The organism is Paraburkholderia sp. PREW-6R (assembly GCF_039621805.1).
Classification (GTDB): Bacteria; Pseudomonadota; Gammaproteobacteria; order Burkholderiales; family Burkholderiaceae; genus Paraburkholderia.
In genome coordinates, this window is record NZ_CP155074.1 from 1,699,100 (window position 1) to 1,719,958 (window position 20,859).

Consider the following 20,859-nt stretch of genomic DNA (forward strand, 5'->3'; position numbering starts at 1 on the left):
AGGTCACGCGCGGTTCCTGTGGAGCGTAATCTGTAATGAGCACTACCCCTGTCGTTCCGTTCGCCGACGACAAGGCCGATTCCGGCGCCTTCGTGGGCGCCGCGCCGTCGTTCCGACAACTGGTTCGCATGATCGACCGGGTCGCGCCGACCGAGCATCCACTGCTGATTTTCGGACCGACCGGCTCGGGCAAGGAACTGGTTGCCCGCCGTGTGCATGCGCATAGCCAACGCCAGAATCATCCTTTCGTCGACGTCAACTGCGGTGCGATCCCGGAGAATCTCGTCGAAGCCGAGTTGTTCGGCCACGTGAAAGGCGCATTCACCGGCGCGGGCGAAAACCGCCAGGGGCTGTTCCAGCAGGTCGGCAAAGGCACGCTGCTGCTCGATGAAATCGGAGAACTACCGCTCGCGCTGCAGCCGAAACTGCTGCGCGTACTCGAAACACGCACGTTCCGGCCGATCGGTTCGTCCACCAACCTGCATTTTGAGGGTCGCGTGGTGGCCGCGACCCACCGCGACCTGCGCGAACTGGCACGCGAAGGGTTGTTCCGCGAAGACCTTTTCTACCGGCTTGCGGTGTTCGTGCTCGCGGTGCCCGGGCTCGAACAGCGGGTCGAAGACATCCCCGCGCTCGTGAATCACTTCGCGTCCCAGCACACGCGCCGCCTCGAGTTCTCGCCGGCCGCGATCCGCCGGCTTGCGCAGCACAGCTGGCCGGGCCATATCCGGCAATTGCGCAATCTGATCAGCCAGTTGAGCGTGCTGGCCGACACCACGCATATCGACGTCGATTCGCTCGAACCGTTTCTCGTCAATGAGACCGGCGGACCGGTGTCGCGCGCCACGCTTGCGGACATGCTGCTGCAACTGGAGGGGCGCGACAAACTCGCTGCCGCGGAAGACCTGCTGATCGACCGCGCGCTGGAACGCACGGGCCGCAACAAGAGCGCGGCGGCCACGTTGCTCGGCGTGGGCCGCAAGACAATCGAACGGCGCCTGAAGTCACGCGAGGAGCACCACCGGGAAGCGCGCAAGATTCTCGACCAGGCGAGCGGGCTGATCGAAGAGTCGAAGTTCGCCGAAGCCATTCCGCTTCTGCGCCGCTGCCTCGACCTGCTGCAAACGCCAAACGAACAGGAAGACGCACGCCGTCTCCAGTTCGACGCGTACCGGTTGCTCGGCATGAGCCTGCGCAGCGTGCATGGCTGGCTGTATGCCGAGGCCGCAGCCTGCTATGCAGGCGCGCTGGCGGTCGGCGAAGGCGTGTGCACGCCCGCTGAAATTGCGGCGATCCAGTTCGGCATCTGGACCACGCAGTTGACCACGCTCCAGCTCAAGCAGGCGCGCGGCACCGCGCAGAACATGCTGGAGCGCGCGCAGAACGGCGGCGATCGGGTGTCGCTCGACGAGGCCCACGTCGCGATGACCAACACGCTGTTCTGGCTCGGCGACAGCGAGGAAGCGCTCGCCTGCCTCGCTCGCGGCAATCTGCTCGGCGTGTCGCGCAATGACACGCGCACCGGCTCGCAAGGTATCGATCTCGCCAGCCTTGCACTCACGTTCGAAGGGCTCTCCGCCTATCAGATCGGCGCATTCGGGCAGGCCCGGCGCGCCATGGACATGCTGGTGCTGCGCGCATCCGAGCCGGGCGCGCATGCGTTCGCTCACGCCGTCAATCTGCAGGGCGCCGCCTGGCTCGCCTGCCTGTTCGACGACGCCAACCAGCTCGAGCAGCTTGCAAGCGAGCTCGAATCGGTGTCGATCGCGAACGGCTTCGCGTTTTATCGCGGCGTCGGCCAGGTGCTGCGTGCCTGCCATCTCAGCCTGCTCGGCCACCCCGATGAAGCCGAAACCGTGATGCTCGACGGCTACGACAACCACATGTTGTGCAATGGCGGCGCGCTGTTCTATTCATTCAAGATGTGGCAGCACGGCGAACTGCTGCTACGCGCTGGCCGGGCAAAAATCTGCGAATCGATTCTCGCGACAGCCATCGACGAAACGCTGGCGCGCCAGGAGCGGGTGTATCTGGGCGAGCTACTGGTTACGCGCGCACGCGCGCAATGGGCGCTCGGCGAGGTCAATGCGGCGGAACTGGGCCTGCGCACCGCCCTGTCCACCGCGCTCGCGTTCGGCTCGGTCCCCGCACGCGTCGACGCCGCGCGCTATCTCGCCGATCTGCTGCGCTCGACCGGCCGCGTGGCCGAAGCCATCGACACGCTCGAGCGCGGTCTGCGCTCGCTCAAGGGCGATCCGACCCAACGTGTGACACGTGCGACCGACCTGCTCGCCGAATTGCAGCAGGAAGCGGCGCGCGATACGAACAGAAAGGGCGTTGTAAATAGCCAGTAAAGGCCAGCTAGAGCAGGTGACTGCTCAAAGTGCCGCTTGATCGGGCGAGCACCGGTTGATTGCCGCTTCATTCGGGCCGGCTGGGTTGCGGAGTCGATACCGCCGCGCCTCGGCTGCGAATCCATGTGCCGTCTTTCCTCCACGGAATATCTCGCCCTTCCGTCGTGGTCAACGGCATCAGGCTGACTGGCGGAGTGGACGAATCTGGCTTTTCCGCACCGGCCGAATGCAGATTGGACGAATTCGTCCACTCAAACCATTCCCACCGGACGGGAACGACCATCGCGTCCAGTCCAAATATCGTGAGATCACTGCTGCGCCAGCTCCTTCGAACTGGCACGCTCGTTGCTTATAAGTAATTGCACACAGTGAACACTTCAATGAAGAAAGGCACTGAAGGTTGCACTGCGCGATAACACGAGGAATTTTTGTCCGAATTGCCGGGGACCTGAGAGACCAGAACTGACGGCACGCCGCCATGCATTCGACGCGAGCGCAAGCGCAAGCAAGCGTCGTGCAGTTAATCGTGCAAGGCTAGGCGCGCCGGCGAAACTCGAATCCTATCGAGTACCGTAACGGCTAGATGAGGGGCTGTGCTGTCGTCGTAGTAGTAACTACCGCGTGTCGCGTGACGAACGAATGCTTTCGCAGAGAGGCCGTCGTCACGCGCGAGCGTTGGAGCGCGGACCGGTCTGGCCAAACGCCGGCGGGTCCGCTGCGGGACCCGGTTGCGAGGTATCCGGAGACAATCTGTCGAAGTGCACGAAGATGTCATGTCCCGGCAGATTATTATGGATCACGAATCAAAACCGCGGCCTGCCGCGCTCAAAAAACAAATCAACGCGAAGCCGGATCGTAAGCGGCGTCGCGCACGACAATACTAGCCAGCTACGGGGATTCATCATGCACCACCGCATTTTCGAACGCGAACTCGTTCACCTCGAGCGCGTGATCGCCGGTTCGCCGCGCGAACCCTTCTCCCCTACCTATTGGCGCGACCGGGTCGAAGCGCTGAGAAGCCGTCCGCACGCACCGCTTTATCACAACCGGATCGTGCGGCTATCGCGGCTCGTCAGTGAGCTGGGAAAATGTGCCGACACCCCAGTGACCGGCTAGCGCACCGACGGTGGCGCTCGCGATGTCAGCCTAAAGCGCGCCGGCCAGGTGAAGCAGCACGAACACGCCCGCCGCGCCCGCAATCACCAGCAGTGCGTTCACTCGCGTCGTCATGACAATGCCCGTTGCGACGAGCGCCGTGACCCACGCAATCCAGCCGCCTTCCAGACCCTTCACCAAGACATAGACGGCGGCGAGGATCAAGCCGGCTGCGACCGGGCGCAAGCCCGATTGCAGCGCGACCTGCCAACGCGCGCCACGGTGCTTCGTCCACAGATGGGCGACGCCGTACATGACAAACGCGGTCGGCAGGAAGAGCGACAGCGTGGCCACCACCGCGCCGGCCACGCCGCCCACCTGCCAGCCGATCAGCGTCGCGAGCAACGAGCCGGGCCCTGGCGCGAGCCGGGCGATCGCGAAGTCGTTGACGAACTGTGCGTGGGTCATCCAGTGATGGACGTCGACGACCTGCCGCTGGATGTCGGCGATGATGGCCTGGCCGCCGCCGACAGTCACGATCGAAAGCGGCGCGAAGACGGAAAAAAGCGCGATCAGTATGCGGGACAAAAAAAACTCGCAGTAGGAAGTAAATCGTGGTCAGTTTTCGCGCGGGGCGCGCACGTATTCGTAAGCCACGTTCAAGCCTCCCGCAATCAGCACGGTCCAGACGAGCGGCAGCCTGAAAATCGCAATGGCAATGAAGGTGGCGACGAATACCGCACACGGGACGACGCGGCGCGGCAAGCGGCGCACCGCTGTGATCGCCATCGACAGAGACAGGCCGATCGCCCCGGCCGCGGCGCCCGCCAGCGCAATATGCGTCAGCGGGAAGCCGGAAATGGCGGCGAAAAAGACGCCGAGAATGACGATCCCCACCGCCGGCGGAAAGATGATGCCGCAAAAGCCGGCCAGCGCGCCGCGCCAGCCGAGCAGACGGTGCCCTATCCAGATCGCGAGATTCTTGATGTTCACACCCGGCAAGGCCTGCGAGAGCGCAAGGCCGTCGAGAAACTCGTCCTCGGAAAGCCAATGACGGTCTTGCACGAATTCGCGCATGAACCAGCCGCTGAGGCCGCCGCCAAAGCTGGTGAGTCCGATTCTCGAGAAGATCAGGAAAAGTTCGAGCGCGCCCGGCGCGGGTGTCGCAAACGCCGCTTGCGGACCGGCTAAGGTGCTGTCGCGACTCGCTTCGTCTCGTTCCCGTGCGCCATCGTTCATCGACTATTTTTCCTGACCAGTCTGTTGGTAAGCCCGGGCCGTCGCCGCGCGCCGCCATCACGGGCGCACAACGGGCGACCAATACTGGCGACTACAGCGGCTGACTACAGCGGCCGACCACAGCTGCCGACCCCAGCGGCCGACTACAGCTGCCAACCCCAGCGGCCGACCACAGCAGCTCAGTCCCGAGCCGCATGATAACCGGCGGCGCCATGCGCAAGCGGATCGCTCCCGTGCGGTCTCAGTGACCCAGCCCTGACTTCGCGATCTGCTGCTCGACATACTGCGCGAAGAGTGCGTGCAGATGCGTAGTCGGATGTAGCTTGTCGGCGAACATGTATGTCTGATCGGCATTGGCGCTCACATAAGTGGCCGGCGAACATAGCAACGCCGTCTGGTCCGGCGTCTTGTTTGGATCGCACGCGATACCCGTGTTGGACACAGCGAACCCGTTGGACTGGAAGTTTGCAATGATCCCGTTCAGCCACGTGAAGGCATCCACCTGAATGACCCTGGTTTGCACGCCGTTGGCCTGCAACGCGGCATTGAGGCTGTCGTTGAAGGTTTGCGACAACTCTGACAGCGCCGCGCCGTGGTCGGACGTGGCAAGCCCCTCGGGCGACAGTCCGATATTCGGCACGTTAACCACCACGACATGCGTCGCGCCGTTCTGGACGATCTGCGTCACCACCTGGCCAAGCGTCGTCGCCGCTGTCTGCACGATCGGCGTGGCGGCCGGCGGCGCACCTGCGCGCAGCACGTCGTTCGCGCCGGCCCATACGAGCACCAGCTGATTGGCATTGAAGCTCCCGTGCGCGGACAGATAGCTCGTGACCTGCTGGGTAACAGGCATCTCGATGTTGCCGATCACGTCGGTCAGGAAGTCGGACTGACTGGCGGGCGTGGCCACCGTGGAGCCGCCCTCGGCGTAGCCCAGACCGTTCTGTGCGCTCAGCTTGTGTGTCAGGTCGATGGTGTACGCGGCGCTCAGCGAGCCGCCGTAGTACTGCGCGACATCCTGCGACCACACCTGGCCGGGATTGGTAGTGAAGCGGCCTCCACCGACGGCGCTCGCGATCGGCGCATAAGTGCCGACGTCCGAAAGACTGTCGCCGAACGAGACGACCTGCAGATTCACGCCGCCCGGCACCGTCGACGTACTGCCGCCGCTGCTGCTCGAACCGCTGCCGTGTCCGCCGCCGCATCCTGACAGCGCAGTCATCGCGACGGCAAAAATTGCAGCGCGTACCGTGTCTCCTAATCTTTGCATTGCCACGTCTCCTTGCCAGACAGGGCGTTGCGACGACATGACGGCGTCAGATCGCGCATTGCCCGCATGGCAGTGAGGTGACAAGCAATAAATGTGCAGCACGTAACCGCGCCGGCGCAAGCGCCAACCCAGGCTGCGACGCCGACGCGTCGTCAGCGGGTGGCCCGGCTAAGCCGCGCTCGCGTCCTTCTTCTCGATGATCTCCCGCAGCGCGTCATCGACCGTCTCCAGCAGCACGAAGCGCATCTGACTGCGCGCATCGGCGGGAATGTCTTCGAGGTCGGGACCATTACGCGCGGGCAGCAGCACCGTCTTGATGCCGCCGCGCAACGCGGCGAGTACTTTCTCCTTGATGCCGCCCACTGGCAGCACGACGCCTCTGAGGCTGATCTCGCCCGTCACCGCGCAATCGCTGCGCACGGCCTGGTCCATCAGGAGCGACGCTATGGCAACGAACATGGCGACGCCCGCGCTCGGGCCGTCCTTCGGCACTGCGCCGGCCGGCACGTGCACGTGGATATCGCGCTTGTCGAAGCTCGCGCAGTCGATATTCAGCGACTCGCAGCGCGACTTGACGAGCGTCAGCGCGGCCTGCGCGCTTTCCTTCATGACGTTGCCCAGCTGGCCGGTGAGCGTCAGCACGCCGCGACCCGGCGTGCTGCTCGCCTCGATGAAAAGCAGATCGCCGCCGACCGGCGTCCACGCCAGCCCGGTGACGACGCCCGGCAAACTCGTACGCATGGCCACTTCACTTTCGAAGCGCCGATGTCCCAGTATGGCCGGCAGGCGATCTGTCTCGATCCGCTCGTAAGTGCTGGGGTCCTCCGCGACCCGCAACGCCACATACCGGAACACCGCGCCGATCTGCCGCTCCAGACTGCGCACGCCGGCCTCGCGCGTGTAATCGCGAATGATCGAATGCAAGGCCTCGTCGCTCAGCTCACATTGGGCGGACGTCAGCCCGCACGCTTCCAGTTGACGCGGCACGAGGTAGCGCCGCGCGATCTCGAACTTTTCCGCCTCGGTGTAACCCGGCAGATCGAGCACTTCCATCCGGTCGCGCAACGGTCCGGGAATGCCGTCGGACTGGTTGGCCGTGGCGACGAAGACCACGGCGGACAGGTCGAACGGCACGCCCAGATAGTTATCCCTGAAAGTCGCATTCTGCTCGGGGTCCAGAACTTCGAGCATGGCCGCCGCCGGGTCGCCGTGCGCACCCTGACCGAGCTTGTCGAGTTCGTCCAGCAGCATGACGCAATTGCGCGCGCCCGCCTTGCGGATCGCCTGAATGATGTTGCCCGGCATCGCGCCAATGTAGGTGCGCCGATGGCCGCGAATTTCCGCTTCATCATGCACGCCGCCCAGGCTTACGCGCACGAACGGCCGCTCCAGCGCTCGCGCAATGCTCTGCCCGAGCGATGTCTTGCCCACGCCGGGCGGCCCGAGAAAACAGAGGATCGGCGCCTTGCCAGCCGGATTGAGCTTGCGCACGCCGAGGTATTCGAGGATGCGGCGTTTTACCTTGTCGAGCCCGAAGTGCGCGTGGTCGAGAATCTCCCGGGCGCGGCCGATGTCGATCGGCGCTTCCGGCCGAAGTTGCCACGGCAGTTCCGTCAGCCATTCGAGGTAGGTCACGCTGATCGAATACTCGGACGACGCCTCCGGCATCCGCTCCAGTCGAGCGAGTTCCTTGCGGGCATGCGCCTCGGTATCGGGCGGCATGTGCGCCGCCTCGATGCCTTCGGCCAGCTTGCGCGCCTCTTCGCGATTCTCGGCGTTTTCGCCGAGTTCGTGCTGGATCGTTCTGAGTTGCTCGCGCAGCATCATTTCACGTTGACGCTGATCGAGCCGCCCGCGCGTCTGCTCGCCGATCTCCTGCGACAGACGCAGCACTTCGATGCGCCCGGCAACGGCGTCGAGCACCTTGTCGAGACGCTTGGTCAAATCGAGTGTTTCGAGGATGTCCTGCTTGCGATCGGCGGGAATGTCGAGCAGACCCGCCACGGTATCGGCGAGGAGTCCGGGCGACTCGATGGCGTCCAGCGCCCGCACGAGTTCGCCGCCCGCGTTCGGCAGCAGGCCGATCAGTTCGCCGGCGCGTTGCCGCAGCACCAGCGCACGCGCATCGACCGCCGAGTCGCGCTGGTTCGTGTCGGGTAGAAGCTCCACCTTGGCGGCGCGAAAGCCGGTTACATCGGCGGGACCGAGCAGACGGAAGCGTTCCACGCCCTGGCAGATCAGGTGGTGCGCGCCGTCGTCCGGACTCGTGACGTAGCGCAGCACGGTCGCAACGGTGCCGACCTTGTGCAGATCGTCGAGGGGCGGGTCCTGCAACTGCGGGTCGCGTTGCAGCACGACACCTAGCGGTTGCTGACGTCTGACCGCCGCCTGCACGTCTTCTTTCGCCTGACCGCGCCCTGCGCTAAGCGGCAGCACCATGCCTGGAAACAGTACCAGATTACGCACCGGCAGCAGGATCAGGGTGTCCTTCGGCAACGCAGAAGCGGCGGCAGCCTGCCCGCTCGCCGCGTCGGACTGTGTGGCCGCGCTCTCGCCGTCCGTGCTCATCTTCGCTCCTCGATGCCCCGGTATGCGCCGGGCTCAATCCAGCCGTTCGAAGTCCAGCAGCAGGCAACCGTTTTCCGAGTCGCGCCGCGCGAGGCGATAACGCCCCGCAGGCAGCTGGATATGCCGCTCAAAGCGGCCATACGGAATTTCGAGGCAGTGGACCGCACCGCCGGCCGCCACATGAGGCAACGTCCTCTCCGCGGTCACGACGAGCGCGGAGCCCTCCAGGCTGAGGATCACCTGATCGGGCGACACGCCGGGCAGTGCGACCACGATCACCAGCAGCCCATCACGTTCGAACACCTCGATTGGCGGCTCCCACACGGGTACACGCGAGCGCTGCCCCGCGAGCCGGAAAAACTGCCGGTGCAAGCGCTCGGCGCGTTGCAGCGCGTCGATGGCGGCTTCCCACATGATGGTATGGCGGGTGATGGACACGAACGGCTCCCTGCCTGTTTTCCGTCAGCCTGACACTGGCTGTTCATCCATCAAAGGCAAATACGCCATGACTGTCAAGGTCGACCGGCGCAGATCCCATTGCTGCACCGACTGGCATGCCAGGCCGGCCCGTCGGCATGCTGTATCCTCGACGACACGCGCACGGGTACGCCTGCCAGATTCAGACCGCACCCACTGGCGGACACAACCGAGGAGCCTGATCGATGGGAAGCATCAGCGCAGTGGTGGCGGCCGCAGTCGCCTTCGTGGGTAGTCACTTCCTTTTGTCGCACCCGCTGCGGGGACCGGTGGTTCGGATGGTCGGCGAGCGGGGCTTTCAGATCGTGTATTCCCTCGTGGCGTTCGTCACGCTCGGCTGGATGGTGACCGCCTACCTGAGGGCGCCGCTTACGGCGCCGCTCTGGGACGTCGGCAACGGCATCTGGGTGATCGTCACCGTGGTCATGCTGATCGCCGCGATTCTGCTGCTGGGCTCGCTGATCCGCAATCCCGCCATGCCGACCGGCGGCCAGCCTGCCGCGTTGCCCGAACGGGCAAGCGGTGTGTTCGCGGTGACGCGCCACCCGATGATGTGGGCGTTCGCGCTATGGGGCCTGTGTCATATCGCGGTGTTCCCGGTCGGCAAGAACATCGTTGTCGCAGCGGCGATCACCGTCCTGGCACTCGGCGGCGCAGCGTTGCAGGATCGGAAAAAGGAGCGGCTGCAGTCCGATTTCTGGCGCGAATGGGAATCGAAGACCAGCTATCTGCCATTCGCAGCGATCCTCGCCGGCCGCGCCAGGCTCGGCGGCTTCGGTCTGCACGCACTGCTCGGCGGCCTCGTCGTGTGGCTCGCGGCCACCTGGGCACACATTCCGCTTGCCGGATGGGCTGCCGGCATCTGGCGCTGGCTGTGACCGGAATCAGCCCTTCGCGGCACCCGGCGGCAGAAGCGTAATGCCGAACTTCGGCGCCGCCGCGCGCATCCTGTCTTTCGCGGCTTCGCTCGGCGGCGCGGGATCGAACGGCGCGGACAACCGCTCGGCACAACTTGCGACGAATTCGTCGAAACCTGCCGGAGCACACAACACGAGGTAACGCGCCGTGCGCCCCGAACGGTTGATCAGTTGATGCGCGGTGCCCCTGTGCAGCATCAACGTGTCACCCGCGTGCAGCGTGTGCAGCGTCCCCTCGATGTCGACATCGAGTTCGCCGTCCAGCATGTGGATCGTTTCGTCCTCGCGCCCGTGCTTGTGGTTGGGCGTGGCACGGCCTGCCGGCGAGAAGATTTCGATCATGCAGTACGATCCGGCGGACTGCTCGCCGGACACCAGCAGTCGCGCACGCGACCCGCCAAAATCGTATTCGATTGGTGTGATGTTCTGAAAGCGCATACAGGTTCCTTTCGGTTCGATTGAGTCACGCACTCAATCTACCTCGGTATGCATTGCTGACTGGTCGCCTCGGTGCCGTTTCATTGATGACAGTTTGTCGGGAATACCTGATGAAAAACCTCAGCCAGTTCCTCAACTTCGCCGCGGTCGGGCGGCATGGCAGCTTTGCGCGCGCCGCCCGCGAACTGAGTCTCGCGCCTTCGTCGGTGGCAAAAAGCATTGCGCGACTCGAACAGGAACTCGGCGTCCGGCTCTTTCATCGCACGACACGCTCGGTGCAGATGACGGCGGAAGGTCAGACGCTCTTCGCCCGATGTTCGCGCCTGCTCGACGAAATCGATGCGCTCGATCTGCACAGCGTCGCGGACGCCGGCGCACCCACCGGCGTGCTGCGCGTCGGCGCGCCGATCGGTTACGGCACACGGGTAGTGTTGCCGGTGCTCACCGCGTTGCAGCGGCGCTATCCCGCGCTGGAAGCCGATCTTCGGCTATCAGACGAACAGGTTGATCTCGTCAGGGAAGGACTCGACGCGGTCATTCGCTTCGGTACGTTGAACGATTCGAGCATGATTGCGCGCCAGTTCGATTCGCAGCCGCTGGTTCTGTGCGCGAGCCCGGACTACCTTGCCGCCCACCCGAAGATTCGCGGCGTCGGCGATCTGACGCATCATGCAGTGGTCGCGTTCAGGATGCCGACCAGCGGCCGCGAACGGCCACTCGAATTTATCGACCGCGGCGAGCCTGTCACCATCACGCCGAAGACGCGCTTCCGTATCAGTCATGGTGAAGCGCTGGTCAACGCGGCGGTTCAAAGCGCCGGCGTCGTGCAAATACCGGAATTCATGGCGCGCCGCTACCTCGATAGCGGCGCGCTGCAGGAACTGCTGCCGCATTGCCGCCCGGCTCCGCTGCCCGTCAATGTGATCGTGCCGGGATCGCGAACCCGGCCTGCGCGTGTCGAAGCGCTGGTCACCGCGTTGATGAACCTGCGCGCAGATTAGCGGCGCACTTAGTCCGCTTCCGCGAGCATCGAGTGACGACAGCACGCTGCCGCGCAGCGGCATGCGTACTGCGCACGAAGATCGTCGTCGGGCGCGGATTCGGTGGCGAGAAAATACTCGATGAACAGTTCCTCGCCGGCTTTGATCCTGCGCAGCGTATGAATGAAGATGCGGCCCGCGTCTTCGATCGCTTCGCAGTTCGGCGCGCAGGCATGATTCAGCCAGCGCGCGCTATTACCGCCGCGGCTACCGTCGATCACGCGCCCGTCGGAAAGGCCGAACAGAAATGTATGCCCTTCGACGCCTTCGCGCCGGTGCCGTCGAACGGCGTCGCGCCACGTCGTGATTTCGCCCTTGTATCGAAGGACGCGTTCACCTGCCGCGAGCGGCAACATGGCGAACACGCCTTTGCCGTGAATTGAAGACTGCCTGACGATCACGCGACGCATGATGTTTCCTCGACTAATGTCGGCGTCAGTATAGAAGCGTCAAATTCCCGCATCCACTGCAACGTGATGAATCGCGTGCGGCGCGTCACGTTTTTCTGCTTCGCGGAAGCGCGGCGTTCAGGAACGGATTGAAACCCTTCGAGCCGCTCGCAGGCGGCTCTTCTTTCTTCGCGCGGCGGCGCTTATCGGGCTGCGCGCTGCCAGACAGTTGCGTCAGCAGTTCCTCCGATTCCTCGTCTTCGTCTGCTTCGGCAGCTTTGGCCTGTTTTCGCGTTTTGCCCTGACTGCGCGGCGGCTTGCTTCCGGCGTCAGCGGCGGTTGCTTTGGCGCGCGTCCTGGCACTGCCAGTCGAAGCCGACGCGCCCGCGATGTGTTCGACCACGGTTGCAAATGAGTCCGACGGCGATTCCAACGCGTCGCCCGGTAGCATTGTCAGCACGACGATGTCATGCAGGCTGCGGCCGTCGACCGAATGCTCGCGCGGCGCGGTCGACCAATCCACGCCGGCCGCTGCAAACGCGCCTATCACACGTTCGAGCACGGCCGGCGACAACACGCCGCCGTCGTACAGATTGATAACGGCACGCTCGAAGATGACGAACGGATCCGATGCGCAGACTCTCGGCACTATTTCCCACTCCCTATTGCTGAGATACGTTGTCGTGACAGCGCTCGCCATGCCGAAAGTCATGTGCACGAAACCTGTAACGGAATCGGCAGGATCGCGCGTTGCTCGCCGTTGGATATCGCGCACACCATGCGTTCGCGCGTCCATCGGGCTATCAGGAGCATGCCATGACTTTGCCTTCCCAATCCGGCCGCGACGCGCGAGCCGCAGCCGCCGACGCCGATGCGGCCGCCGGAGCGGATGCACACGACGACACGCGGACGTCGCACGACGGCGAACCCCGGTCGCTACAGCGCCGCTCGCTGCTACGGGCGGCAGCGACAGGCGGAGCGGGTCTGTTATCGGCACGCATGGCCGGTGCGCAAACGGACGGCTCACAGGCGGGCCCGACGCAGGGTCAACCCGTCAATCAGGATCGCCAGCCGGGCTTCAACGCGGCAGATCAGGCCACCACGTCTGACATCATCGTGCAGACGTTGCTAGCGTGGGACGTGGACCACGTATTCGGCATGGTCGGCGACGGCATCAATCCGATTATCGAAGCATTGCGCGTGCATCAGGACAAGATCCGCTTCATCGGCGTGCGGCATGAGGAGGCCGCCGCGTTCATGGCGTCCGGGTGGGCCAAGGCGACCGGCCGGCTCGGCGTCTGTCTCGCGACCACCGGTCCCGGCGCGGTGCATCTGATGAATGGCCTGTACGACGCTCACTTTGACGGCGCGCCCGTTCTCGCGATCACCGGTCTCACGTTCCACGATCTGCTCGGCACGCGCTTTCAGCAAGGCGTGAACACGCCCGCGCTGATGCAGGACGTCGCGCTCTATAACATGGCGGTCAGCGGGCCGCGACATGCGCTCGTGGTCGCCGATATCGCCTGCCGCAGCGCGCTGGGCTCGCGCGGCGTCGCGCACCTTGCGATTCCGAAAGACGTGCAGGGCATGCGTCTCGCCGACGACAAGGCGTCGATGGAAAACCACGGCCTTCGCACGTCGACTGCGTGGAGCCGGCCCGCGGCCACGCCGTCACGGGCCGATTTGCAAGCCGCCGCCGACGTGATCAACGCAGGCCACCGCGTCGCCATACTCGCGGGCCAAGGCGCGCTCGGCGCAAGCACCGAACTCGAACAGATCGCGGCGCGGCTGAATGCTCCAGTGGCCAAAGCGCTGCTCGGCCGAACCGTGCTGCCGGACGATTCGCCGTATTCCACGGGCGGAATCGGCCACCTGGGCACCGTGCCGTCGGAAGAAGCCATGCGCCGCTGCGATACGGTTCTGATCATCGGCTCGACCATGCCCTGGGTGGACTCGTATCCCAGGCCCGGCAGCGCGCGGGGCGTGCAGATCGACCTGAAAGCGGACCGGATCGGCTTGCGCTTTCCGGTGGAAGTCGGCCTCGTCGGCGACTCGAACGAAACGTTGCGCGCATTGCTGCCGCTGCTGCGTCAGAAAGACGATGTGTTCCTACGCGAAAGTCAGGCACGCGTCACGCAATGGAATGCGTTGCTGGACCGCGTCGCTGCGACCGAGCGCACGCCGCTGCGACCGCAAAGCGTGATTCGCGCGATCAGCGACGCGCTCGCGCCGGACGCCGTGGTGTGCCTCGATTGCGGTGCCAACACACATTTCTCCGCGCGCTTCCTGACGCTGCGCCGGCAGCAGCAAGTCGTGGCTACCGGCATGCTCGCGACAATGGGCCCCGGCCTGCCGTTTTCGATTGCCGCCCAACTTGCGAATCCGGGGCGGCAGGTCGTTGCAATTGTTGGTGACGGCGGCTTTGCGATGTTAATGGCGGAACTCTCGACCGCCGTGAAAAACCGCTTGCCGGTCAAGGTAATCGTGCTGCGCAACGACATGCTGGCGGAAGTGGTCTTCGAACAGAAGGAATTGGGCAATCCGCCGTATGGGTGCGACCTGGGCGGCATCGACTTCGCCGCAGTCGCCGTGGCCTGCGGTGCGGCAGGTTCGCGCTGTGCGCAGCCCGGCGAGTTGAAGCCCGCGATCGACGCGTTGCTGCGCACCCAAGGCCCCGCATTGCTCGAAATTCACGTAGATCCTGCGGAGCCGGTTTCGATGCCGAGCCAGTTGAAGGCCTGAGTGCTGCGCGGCTGCCCGGCGAAAGGCGAGGAATAGCGCTTGCTGTCAGCCCGGGGACTTGAATGCATGCTTCTTCCAGTAGGACACCAGATGGCATCCGACCAACGCCTGCTTATCGTGTCACCGCATCTCGACGATGCGGTGCTGAGTTGCGGACTGCTGATGGCCGTTCATCCGGGCGCCACGGTGTGCACCGTATTTACAGCGCCACCGCATGAAAACATGTCCACAGACTGGGACAGACAATCCGGTTTCACTGACGCCTTCGAAGCGATGCAGGCGCGCAAGGCGGAGGACGTCCGCGCACTCGCATTGTTGAACGCGCAACCGTTCCATCTGCCGTTTTGCGACGCCCAATACCTATCCTCACCATCGAACGAATCGCTTGCTGCCGCACTTGAACAGATGATCTCCCGGCTCAAGCCTCCCCTGCTCTTCATACCGATGGGGCTTTACCACTCGGATCACACGCTCGTGACCGATGCCTGTCTGACCGTCATGAAATGTCACGCGCAGCGGCCTTTTCAGACTTATGTGTATGAAGACGTGCCCTACCGAAACATGCCAGGCATTGCTGAAGAGCGCAGGCGAGTGCTCGACGCACAAGGCTTCACGGCTTATCCCGCTGATGCCTTTCCGACTGAATATGATGCGCGGCATCATCAAACGAAGCATGCCGCCATTGCAGCCTACCAAAGCCAGTTGCGCGCCTTCGGTCCTGACGGCCTGGCGGGCCTGCATTCGGCGGAACGTTACTGGCGACTCGACGCCAGCGCTATCGTTCCTGCGTCGAGTTCATCGGATGACAGGCACAACGCTTGCTCGACGCTGTCATCGCATCGTTAAAAGAACGTGGATAGCATGGAAAGAAACCCGCTTGCCCGGCGCATTTCCGTTGTCGTATTGACCCATAATCGCGCCGACGAACTGATTGCCACGCTGGAGCATCTGGTGGCGCTTCCAGAAAACCCGACCATTTTCGTGGCCGATAACGCATCCGACGACAAGACTGTCGCGCTCGTCAAAGCGTTGTTTCCGATGGTGTGCATCATCGAATGCGGCGGGAATATCGGCGCTGCGGGCCGCAATCACGCCGCCGCCTGCGTAGGCACGGACTACGTGGCCTTCTGCGACGACGACACGTGGTGGGAACCCGGCTCGCTCGAGCGCGCCGTGCAATTGCTCGACGCATGGCCGAACGTCGGTGTGCTGAGTGCGCGCGTCGTAGTAGGTGAAGACGAAGTGACCGACCCGACCTGCCTTGCAATGCGCGCGAGTCCGCTCGGCAGTGACGGACTTCCGGGTCCGGCGCTGGTCGGCTACATGGCGGGCGCATGCGTATTTCGCACTGCCTTGTTTCGCGACGTGGGGGGCTATGAACCCCGGCTCTTTGTTGGCGGCGAGGAGGAACTGGTCGCACTCGACGTGCTTGCCGCGGAGCATGCGATCGTCTATTGCGACCAGTTGACGGTTCATCATCGCCCCTCCGCAAAACGTGATGCCGGCCTGCGGCGTCGCACGCTGGCACGTAATGCCGCGTGGGTGGCGTGGTTGCGGCTGCCCTGGCAGGAGGCGTGCCTCGCCACGCTGCGCGCGTTCAGCCTGCTTGCGCGAGAAGGCCATTTTCTGCAGGACAGCGTGGCGCTCGTTCGCGGATTGTCCTGGACGCTATTGCAGCGGCGCGTCGTGCCGCAGCATGTCCTTGCACTGCGCAAGCGTGTCCGGTCAACCAGCCGCCAGCTGTTTGCGGGAGCGGCGAATACCGGTACAAAAACCGCCGTCGGCAACATCGACGTGCGTACCTGAGCGGCTCCGGCCAAGCCGGAGGCCTCATACTGTTCCCGACGCTGCAGAAGCCGGAAAGCCTTCGACAGACTTACCCGTGCAATGCGCTATTTCCGCGATGAGTCTATCGGGCGAAACCGGCTTGCTCAAATGCGCGTTGAAGCCCGCTTGCGTGGATCGCAGGCGGTCTTCGGCTTCTGCGTAGCCTGTCAGCGCGATGGCCGCCATGCGGGAATCCGGCGGTATGTCGCGCTTGACTTCCAGCGCCCTGACCTCGCGCAGCACGTCGTAACCCTCCTCGCCCGCAAGCACAATGTCGCACAACAGAACCTGCGGCCATTCAGATGTTTCGGTTTCAGCCAACCATTCCAGCGCCTGCGCACCCGAGGACGCAAGCTGCACCCGTGCGCCATTCGCGCTGAGCACGGCTTCGAGCGCATCGCGCGCCTCTTCCTGATCGTCGATGGCCAGCACAAGCATTTCGTCGAGCGGCTGGCGACCGCCGACACCCCCGTTCGGCACGACATGCGTTGCCGCCCCCGCCACGGGATGAAGCGGCAGCATCGCGACATACGCAAGCCGCCCATGCAGCGGCATGAGCGTAAATCCGCCGCCCGCAGCAGCCAACGACGACTCCAGATGACGCGCGACGGGTTGCGACAGCTCGGCCGGCTCGCCGACCGCACCGAGCACACTGATCCACGCATGGTTGTTGTGACGCTCGACACGCAGCACGATGCGCTGACCCGGCTGCGTTTGCGCGATCTCGTTGCGGCATAACTCGACGATCAGCGGTTGCAACACGCTCGGATCGCCGGTCACGCGCAGATCATTGTCTGCAAGCTCCGCTTGCAAACTCACACCCCGCAACGTGGTGTCGTCGTGCAATGCATCAATGACACCCGCGGTCAGTGCAGCCACGCTTACCGATTGCGCAGTCAGCTTGCGCTGCGCATGTTCGAGTTCGCCTTGTTGCCATTGCAGCGACCACATCTTCGCATACACACCATCGCGCGAAAGCAATTCGCGGTGGGTTCCTTGCTCCACGACTCTGCCATGCTCCATCACGAGAATCCAGTCGGCATCGACCACCGTTGAAAGCCGGTGAGCGATGACGATTGACGTACGACCCTGCGCAAGGCGGGTCAGCTCTGACTGTATTGCGCGCTCAGAACGCGTGTCGAGCGCCGAGGTCGCTTCGTCGAATACGATGATGCGCGGGTCTTTCAGAATGGCGCGGGCAATCGCGATACGTTGCCGCTCGCCGCCGGAGAGCCGTACACCGCGCTCGCCGACACGCGTGTCGTAATGATCCGGCAATCGTTCGATGAACTCGTCCAGTTGCGCGGCACGCGCCGCCCGCACCACGTCCGCACGCGTCGCACCCGGTCGTCCATATGCAATGTTGTAGGCGATCGTCTCGTTGAACAGCACGGTATCCTGCGGCACGATACCAATCGCATCACGCAGGCTTTTCTGCGTGACCTGGCTGATGTCCTGCCCGTCGATGCGAATCGTACCGCGCCCCGGCTGATAGAGCCGGAACAGGAGTTTGATGATCGTCGACTTGCCCGACCCGCTACCGCCTACCACCGCGAGCGTCTTGCCGGCATACGCGTGAAAATCGACATCGCGCAGAATCTGGCGGGCGGGATCGTAGCCGAAGTCCACATGCTCGAAGTCGATCTTCCCCGCTGTTACTACGAGAGGCTTCGCCGCGGGGTCGTCGATATCCTCACCGACACGTCCACGCGTGTCGAGAATCGCAAACATGCGCTCCACATTCACCAGTGCGTCGTTCGTCTCGCGAAACACAAAGCCAAGCGTGTTCAACGGCATGCAGATCTGCACGATATAGGCATTGACCAGAATGAGGTCGCCGACGCTCAGGCTGCCCGCCACCACCTGCTGCGCAGCGAGCAGCATGATGGCCGCAATGCCAAGTGCAATTACCGTGCTCTGCCCGACATGCAACGCAGTCAGAGCGCGTTGATTCGCGGTTCGTGCGTGAACCCACTTATCGAGCACTTCGCTTAGCCGGCGAGTCTCGGTCTCTTCTGTCGCGAAGTATTTGACGGTATCGTAATTGAGCAGACTGTCCACCAGCCTGCCGTCCGACTGCGCTTCGAGCGCGTTGACCGCGCGTTGGAATGCAACGCGCCGCCGTGTGAAGATAAACGTATACGTCGCGTAGCAGATGAATGTCACTGCGATAGTGATCGTGAACTCGCGCGCGTAATTGCGCACCATGATCGCAATGATCGTGGTGATCTCGAACGCAGTCGGCACAATGGTGAAGAGCGCCGTGCCGAGTAGAAAACCAATTCCGTCGGCGCCTTTTTGCACGTCGCGTACGATCGAACCCGTTTCGCGCCGCGCGTGAAATCGCGCACTCATCCGATGCAGGTGCGAAAAGGTCCGCTCCGTGAAAGCCGCCACTGTGCGCTGCGTGACAATGCTGAACACCACGTCCCGCGCTTCGTTCAACGTATCGCCAAGTAGGCGCAATAGCGCATAAGCGAGTATGAGGAAAACGGGGAACAGCGCCTGGGCGAGCGGCCTGCTGAGCTCGTCGACAATATGCTTCAGCGCAAGCGGAATGAGTACGGTCGAAAGCTTGGCGGCCACCATCAATAACAGTGATAGGAGGGTGGCTTTGCGATAACGCCATACGGCACGCGTCAGATCGCCGGCAATCCGGCTCGTCAATCGTACGCGGGGCGGCTGTGCTGGGTTTGGCGTCATATTCATCGTGAAACAAGGTTTCGGCACGGCCGTCGGCACGGCGGCGTTCACTGAGCAAGCGTTGCGCCTGCTCGGTCATGGAAATACGACAGACATGCGGTATAACGCGCCACACTCCGCAGCGCCGCCCAGCTCAATCTATCGTAGTGCCAAGTATTGATGAAGGCAGGGAGTCAGGCGCGCCATTGTAAAAACAGGGAACGCCACAGCGCTTCTCCGGATAAAAATAAGGGCGCGCCTTCCAGCTATGCCCCGTGTACAAAGCGCTTGGCGCCTTTCACGGCCCCCGCGCCGCGATTGGCACACCGCATGCTCTGTCGCCACATGTCATCGTCGTTACAGCAAGCTGGTCTTTCTGCGTGCTCAGAGAAGCGATCATCGACGTCCCCCAAGGCCTTTTTCCAAGGAACCTCATGAAAATCGCTCTCATCAGTGAACACGCGTCGCCACTTGCTGCCGCCGGCGGCGTGGACAGCGGAGGACAAAACATCTATGTGGCGAATGTCGCGCGACAACTCGTCGAAATGGGACATCAAGTGGATGTCTTCACACGGCGCGATCGCGCGCTGCTCCCACTTATCTCCGAGATGGACGGCGCGCGCGTGATCCATGTGCCTGCGGGACCGCCGAAGCAACTGCCCAAAGAACAGCTGCTGCCATTCATGGACGAGTTCGCCGCGTTTCTGATCGAGTTCTTCCGGCGGGAGGAGGACCCGTATCAGGTCATGCATGCGAACTTCTTCATGTCGGGTCTTGCCGCGATGAAAGTGAAGGCCGCGCTGGGCGTTCCGCTTGTCACCACGTTTCATGCGCTTGGGCGCGTGCGGCGAATTCATCAGGGCGCCGACGATGGTTTTCCGGACGCGCGCTTCGCGATTGAAGACGAACTGGTAGCGCAGTCGGACATCGTCGTTGCCGAATGCCCGCAAGACGAAGCCGATCTGGTCGAGCATTACGCCGCCGATTCATCGCGTATTCAGATCGTGCCGTGTGGATTCGACGCGGACGAATTCAGGCCAATAGAACGCGCCGCCGCGCGCGAAGCACTCGGCTGGCACAAGGACGAATTCACAGTGCTACAACTTGGCCGGCTCGTGCAGCGCAAGGGCATCGACAATGTGGTGCGCGGCGTCGGCATCCTGAAACAGGTGTTCCGGGCGTCGGCTCGACTGTATGTAGTGGGTGGCAACTCCGACGCGCCCAACGAGATAGCCACGCCGGAGATCGCACGGTTGCGCGGCATCGCGCGGGAATGCGGAGTCGCCGAGCAGACTGAATTCGTCGGCCGCCGTGGCCGCGCACAGCTACGTTATTTTTACAGCGCCGCCGATGTGTTCGTGACCACGCCGTGGTACGAGCCGTTCGGCATTACGCCAGTCGAGGCGATGGCCTGCGGCACGCCTGTCATTGGCGCGGATGTCGGCGGAGTGCGCTATTCAGTCGTCGACGGCATCACGGGATTCCTGGTGCCGCCGCGCGACCCTGCCGCGCTCGCCTCGCGCCTCGACCAGTTGCGGCGTGATCCCGGTCTCGCGCGGCGCATGGGCGAAGCCGGACTGGCCCGTGCCCGCGCGGAGTTCACGTGGCGGGGTGTCGGCGATGCGCTCGCGCAGATCTACGCCCGCGCGGCACGGCTTGTGCCGGCCCGCATGGACGACGAGGGGACAGCGCTGCCGCAACGCGTCGCGTCGGGTTCGTCGTTTCGCTAGATTCCGCCACGCTTCGCGTATCGACGCCTGGAGATCGGGCACTGCCTGCTTGCTGGTGACCTGTCAACGCCGACGTTTTTCGTATGGATAG

At 63.6% G+C, this 20,859-nt stretch carries 17 protein-coding genes; 8 read left to right on the forward strand and 9 right to left on the reverse strand.

Features of this window, described 5'->3' with window-relative positions; translation table 11 throughout:
• Positions 1-35 precede the first annotated feature (35 nt).
• Positions 36-2,354, forward strand: a complete 2,319-nt coding sequence (locus tag AAGS40_RS22735) for a sigma-54 dependent transcriptional regulator (RefSeq protein WP_345815146.1) — start codon at positions 36-38, stop codon at positions 2,352-2,354.
• A 903-nt stretch (positions 2,355-3,257) separates the two neighbouring features.
• Positions 3,258-3,470, forward strand: coding sequence for a hypothetical protein (locus tag AAGS40_RS22740; RefSeq protein ID WP_345815147.1), 213 nt, complete (start codon positions 3,258-3,260; stop codon positions 3,468-3,470).
• A 30-nt stretch (positions 3,471-3,500) separates the two neighbouring features.
• On the opposite strand, the gene AAGS40_RS22745 is transcribed toward AAGS40_RS22740, so the two are convergent.
• The 5 genes from AAGS40_RS22745 to AAGS40_RS22765 all read right to left on the reverse strand — a co-directional run bounded on the left by AAGS40_RS22745 (position 3,501) and on the right by AAGS40_RS22765 (position 8,964).
• Positions 3,501-4,037 (reverse strand): chromate transporter, encoded by a 537-nt coding sequence (locus AAGS40_RS22745; RefSeq protein ID WP_345815148.1) that lies wholly within the window; start codon positions 4,035-4,037, stop codon positions 3,501-3,503.
• Positions 4,038-4,067: 30 nt separating this feature from the next.
• Entirely contained in the window at positions 4,068-4,688 is a 621-nt protein-coding gene (locus AAGS40_RS22750; RefSeq protein ID WP_345815149.1) for a chromate transporter, read from the reverse strand.
• A 241-nt stretch (positions 4,689-4,929) separates the two neighbouring features.
• Positions 4,930-5,958: an SGNH/GDSL hydrolase family protein gene (locus AAGS40_RS22755; RefSeq protein ID WP_345815150.1), complete on the reverse strand. Its 1,029-nt coding sequence runs from the start codon at positions 5,956-5,958 to the stop codon at positions 4,930-4,932.
• 168 nt (positions 5,959-6,126) lie between these two features.
• On the reverse strand, positions 6,127-8,526 hold the full coding sequence (lon, locus tag AAGS40_RS22760) for an endopeptidase La (RefSeq protein WP_345815151.1): 2,400 nt from the start codon (positions 8,524-8,526) through the stop codon (positions 6,127-6,129).
• 33 nt (positions 8,527-8,559) lie between these two features.
• The gene (locus AAGS40_RS22765) at positions 8,560-8,964 is read right to left on the reverse strand and encodes an Hsp20/alpha crystallin family protein (protein WP_345815152.1); all 405 of its coding nucleotides are present in this window, start codon (positions 8,962-8,964) and stop codon (positions 8,560-8,562) included.
• Positions 8,965-9,188: 224 nt separating this feature from the next.
• Here AAGS40_RS22765 and AAGS40_RS22770 point away from each other — a divergent pair, with 224 nt between their 5' ends.
• Positions 9,189-9,881 (forward strand): NnrU family protein, encoded by a 693-nt coding sequence (locus AAGS40_RS22770; protein ID WP_345815153.1) that lies wholly within the window; start codon positions 9,189-9,191, stop codon positions 9,879-9,881.
• Positions 9,882-9,887: 6 nt separating this feature from the next.
• On the opposite strand, the gene AAGS40_RS22775 is transcribed toward AAGS40_RS22770, so the two are convergent.
• Positions 9,888-10,358: a cupin domain-containing protein gene (locus AAGS40_RS22775; protein WP_345815155.1), complete on the reverse strand. Its 471-nt coding sequence runs from the start codon at positions 10,356-10,358 to the stop codon at positions 9,888-9,890.
• Between the two features lie 110 nt (positions 10,359-10,468).
• On the opposite strand from AAGS40_RS22775, the gene AAGS40_RS22780 reads away from it, so the two are divergent.
• Positions 10,469-11,359, forward strand: a complete 891-nt coding sequence (locus tag AAGS40_RS22780; RefSeq protein WP_345815156.1) for a LysR substrate-binding domain-containing protein — start codon at positions 10,469-10,471, stop codon at positions 11,357-11,359.
• A gap of 8 nt (positions 11,360-11,367) precedes the next feature.
• Here the strand turns inward: AAGS40_RS22780 and AAGS40_RS22785 are convergent, their stop codons facing one another.
• The gene (locus tag AAGS40_RS22785) at positions 11,368-11,808 is read right to left on the reverse strand and encodes an SET domain-containing protein-lysine N-methyltransferase (RefSeq protein ID WP_345815157.1); all 441 of its coding nucleotides are present in this window, start codon (positions 11,806-11,808) and stop codon (positions 11,368-11,370) included.
• Between the two features lie 85 nt (positions 11,809-11,893).
• Positions 11,894-12,436 (reverse strand): hypothetical protein, encoded by a 543-nt coding sequence (locus AAGS40_RS22790; protein WP_345815158.1) that lies wholly within the window; start codon positions 12,434-12,436, stop codon positions 11,894-11,896.
• 167 nt (positions 12,437-12,603) lie between these two features.
• On the opposite strand from AAGS40_RS22790, the gene AAGS40_RS22795 reads away from it, so the two are divergent.
• The 3 genes from AAGS40_RS22795 (at position 12,604) to AAGS40_RS22805 (ending at position 16,335) form a co-directional block, all read left to right on the forward strand.
• Positions 12,604-14,529 (forward strand): thiamine pyrophosphate-dependent enzyme, encoded by a 1,926-nt coding sequence (locus AAGS40_RS22795; protein ID WP_345815159.1) that lies wholly within the window; start codon positions 12,604-12,606, stop codon positions 14,527-14,529.
• Positions 14,530-14,619: 90 nt separating this feature from the next.
• A complete protein-coding gene (locus AAGS40_RS22800; protein ID WP_345815160.1) occupies positions 14,620-15,375 on the forward strand; it encodes a PIG-L family deacetylase in 756 nt (251 codons plus the stop codon).
• A 15-nt stretch (positions 15,376-15,390) separates the two neighbouring features.
• Positions 15,391-16,335: a glycosyltransferase gene (locus AAGS40_RS22805; protein WP_345815161.1), complete on the forward strand. Its 945-nt coding sequence runs from the start codon at positions 15,391-15,393 to the stop codon at positions 16,333-16,335.
• Between the two features lie 24 nt (positions 16,336-16,359).
• Here AAGS40_RS22805 and AAGS40_RS22810 read toward each other — a convergent pair whose 3' ends face one another.
• Positions 16,360-19,059, reverse strand: a complete 2,700-nt coding sequence (locus tag AAGS40_RS22810; protein WP_345815163.1) for an ATP-binding cassette domain-containing protein — start codon at positions 19,057-19,059, stop codon at positions 16,360-16,362.
• Positions 19,060-19,472: 413 nt separating this feature from the next.
• Between AAGS40_RS22810 and AAGS40_RS22815 the strand changes: the two genes are divergently transcribed.
• Entirely contained in the window at positions 19,473-20,768 is a 1,296-nt protein-coding gene (locus AAGS40_RS22815) for a glycosyltransferase family 1 protein (RefSeq protein WP_345815165.1), read from the forward strand.
• The last annotated feature ends 91 nt before the right edge of the window (positions 20,769-20,859 follow it).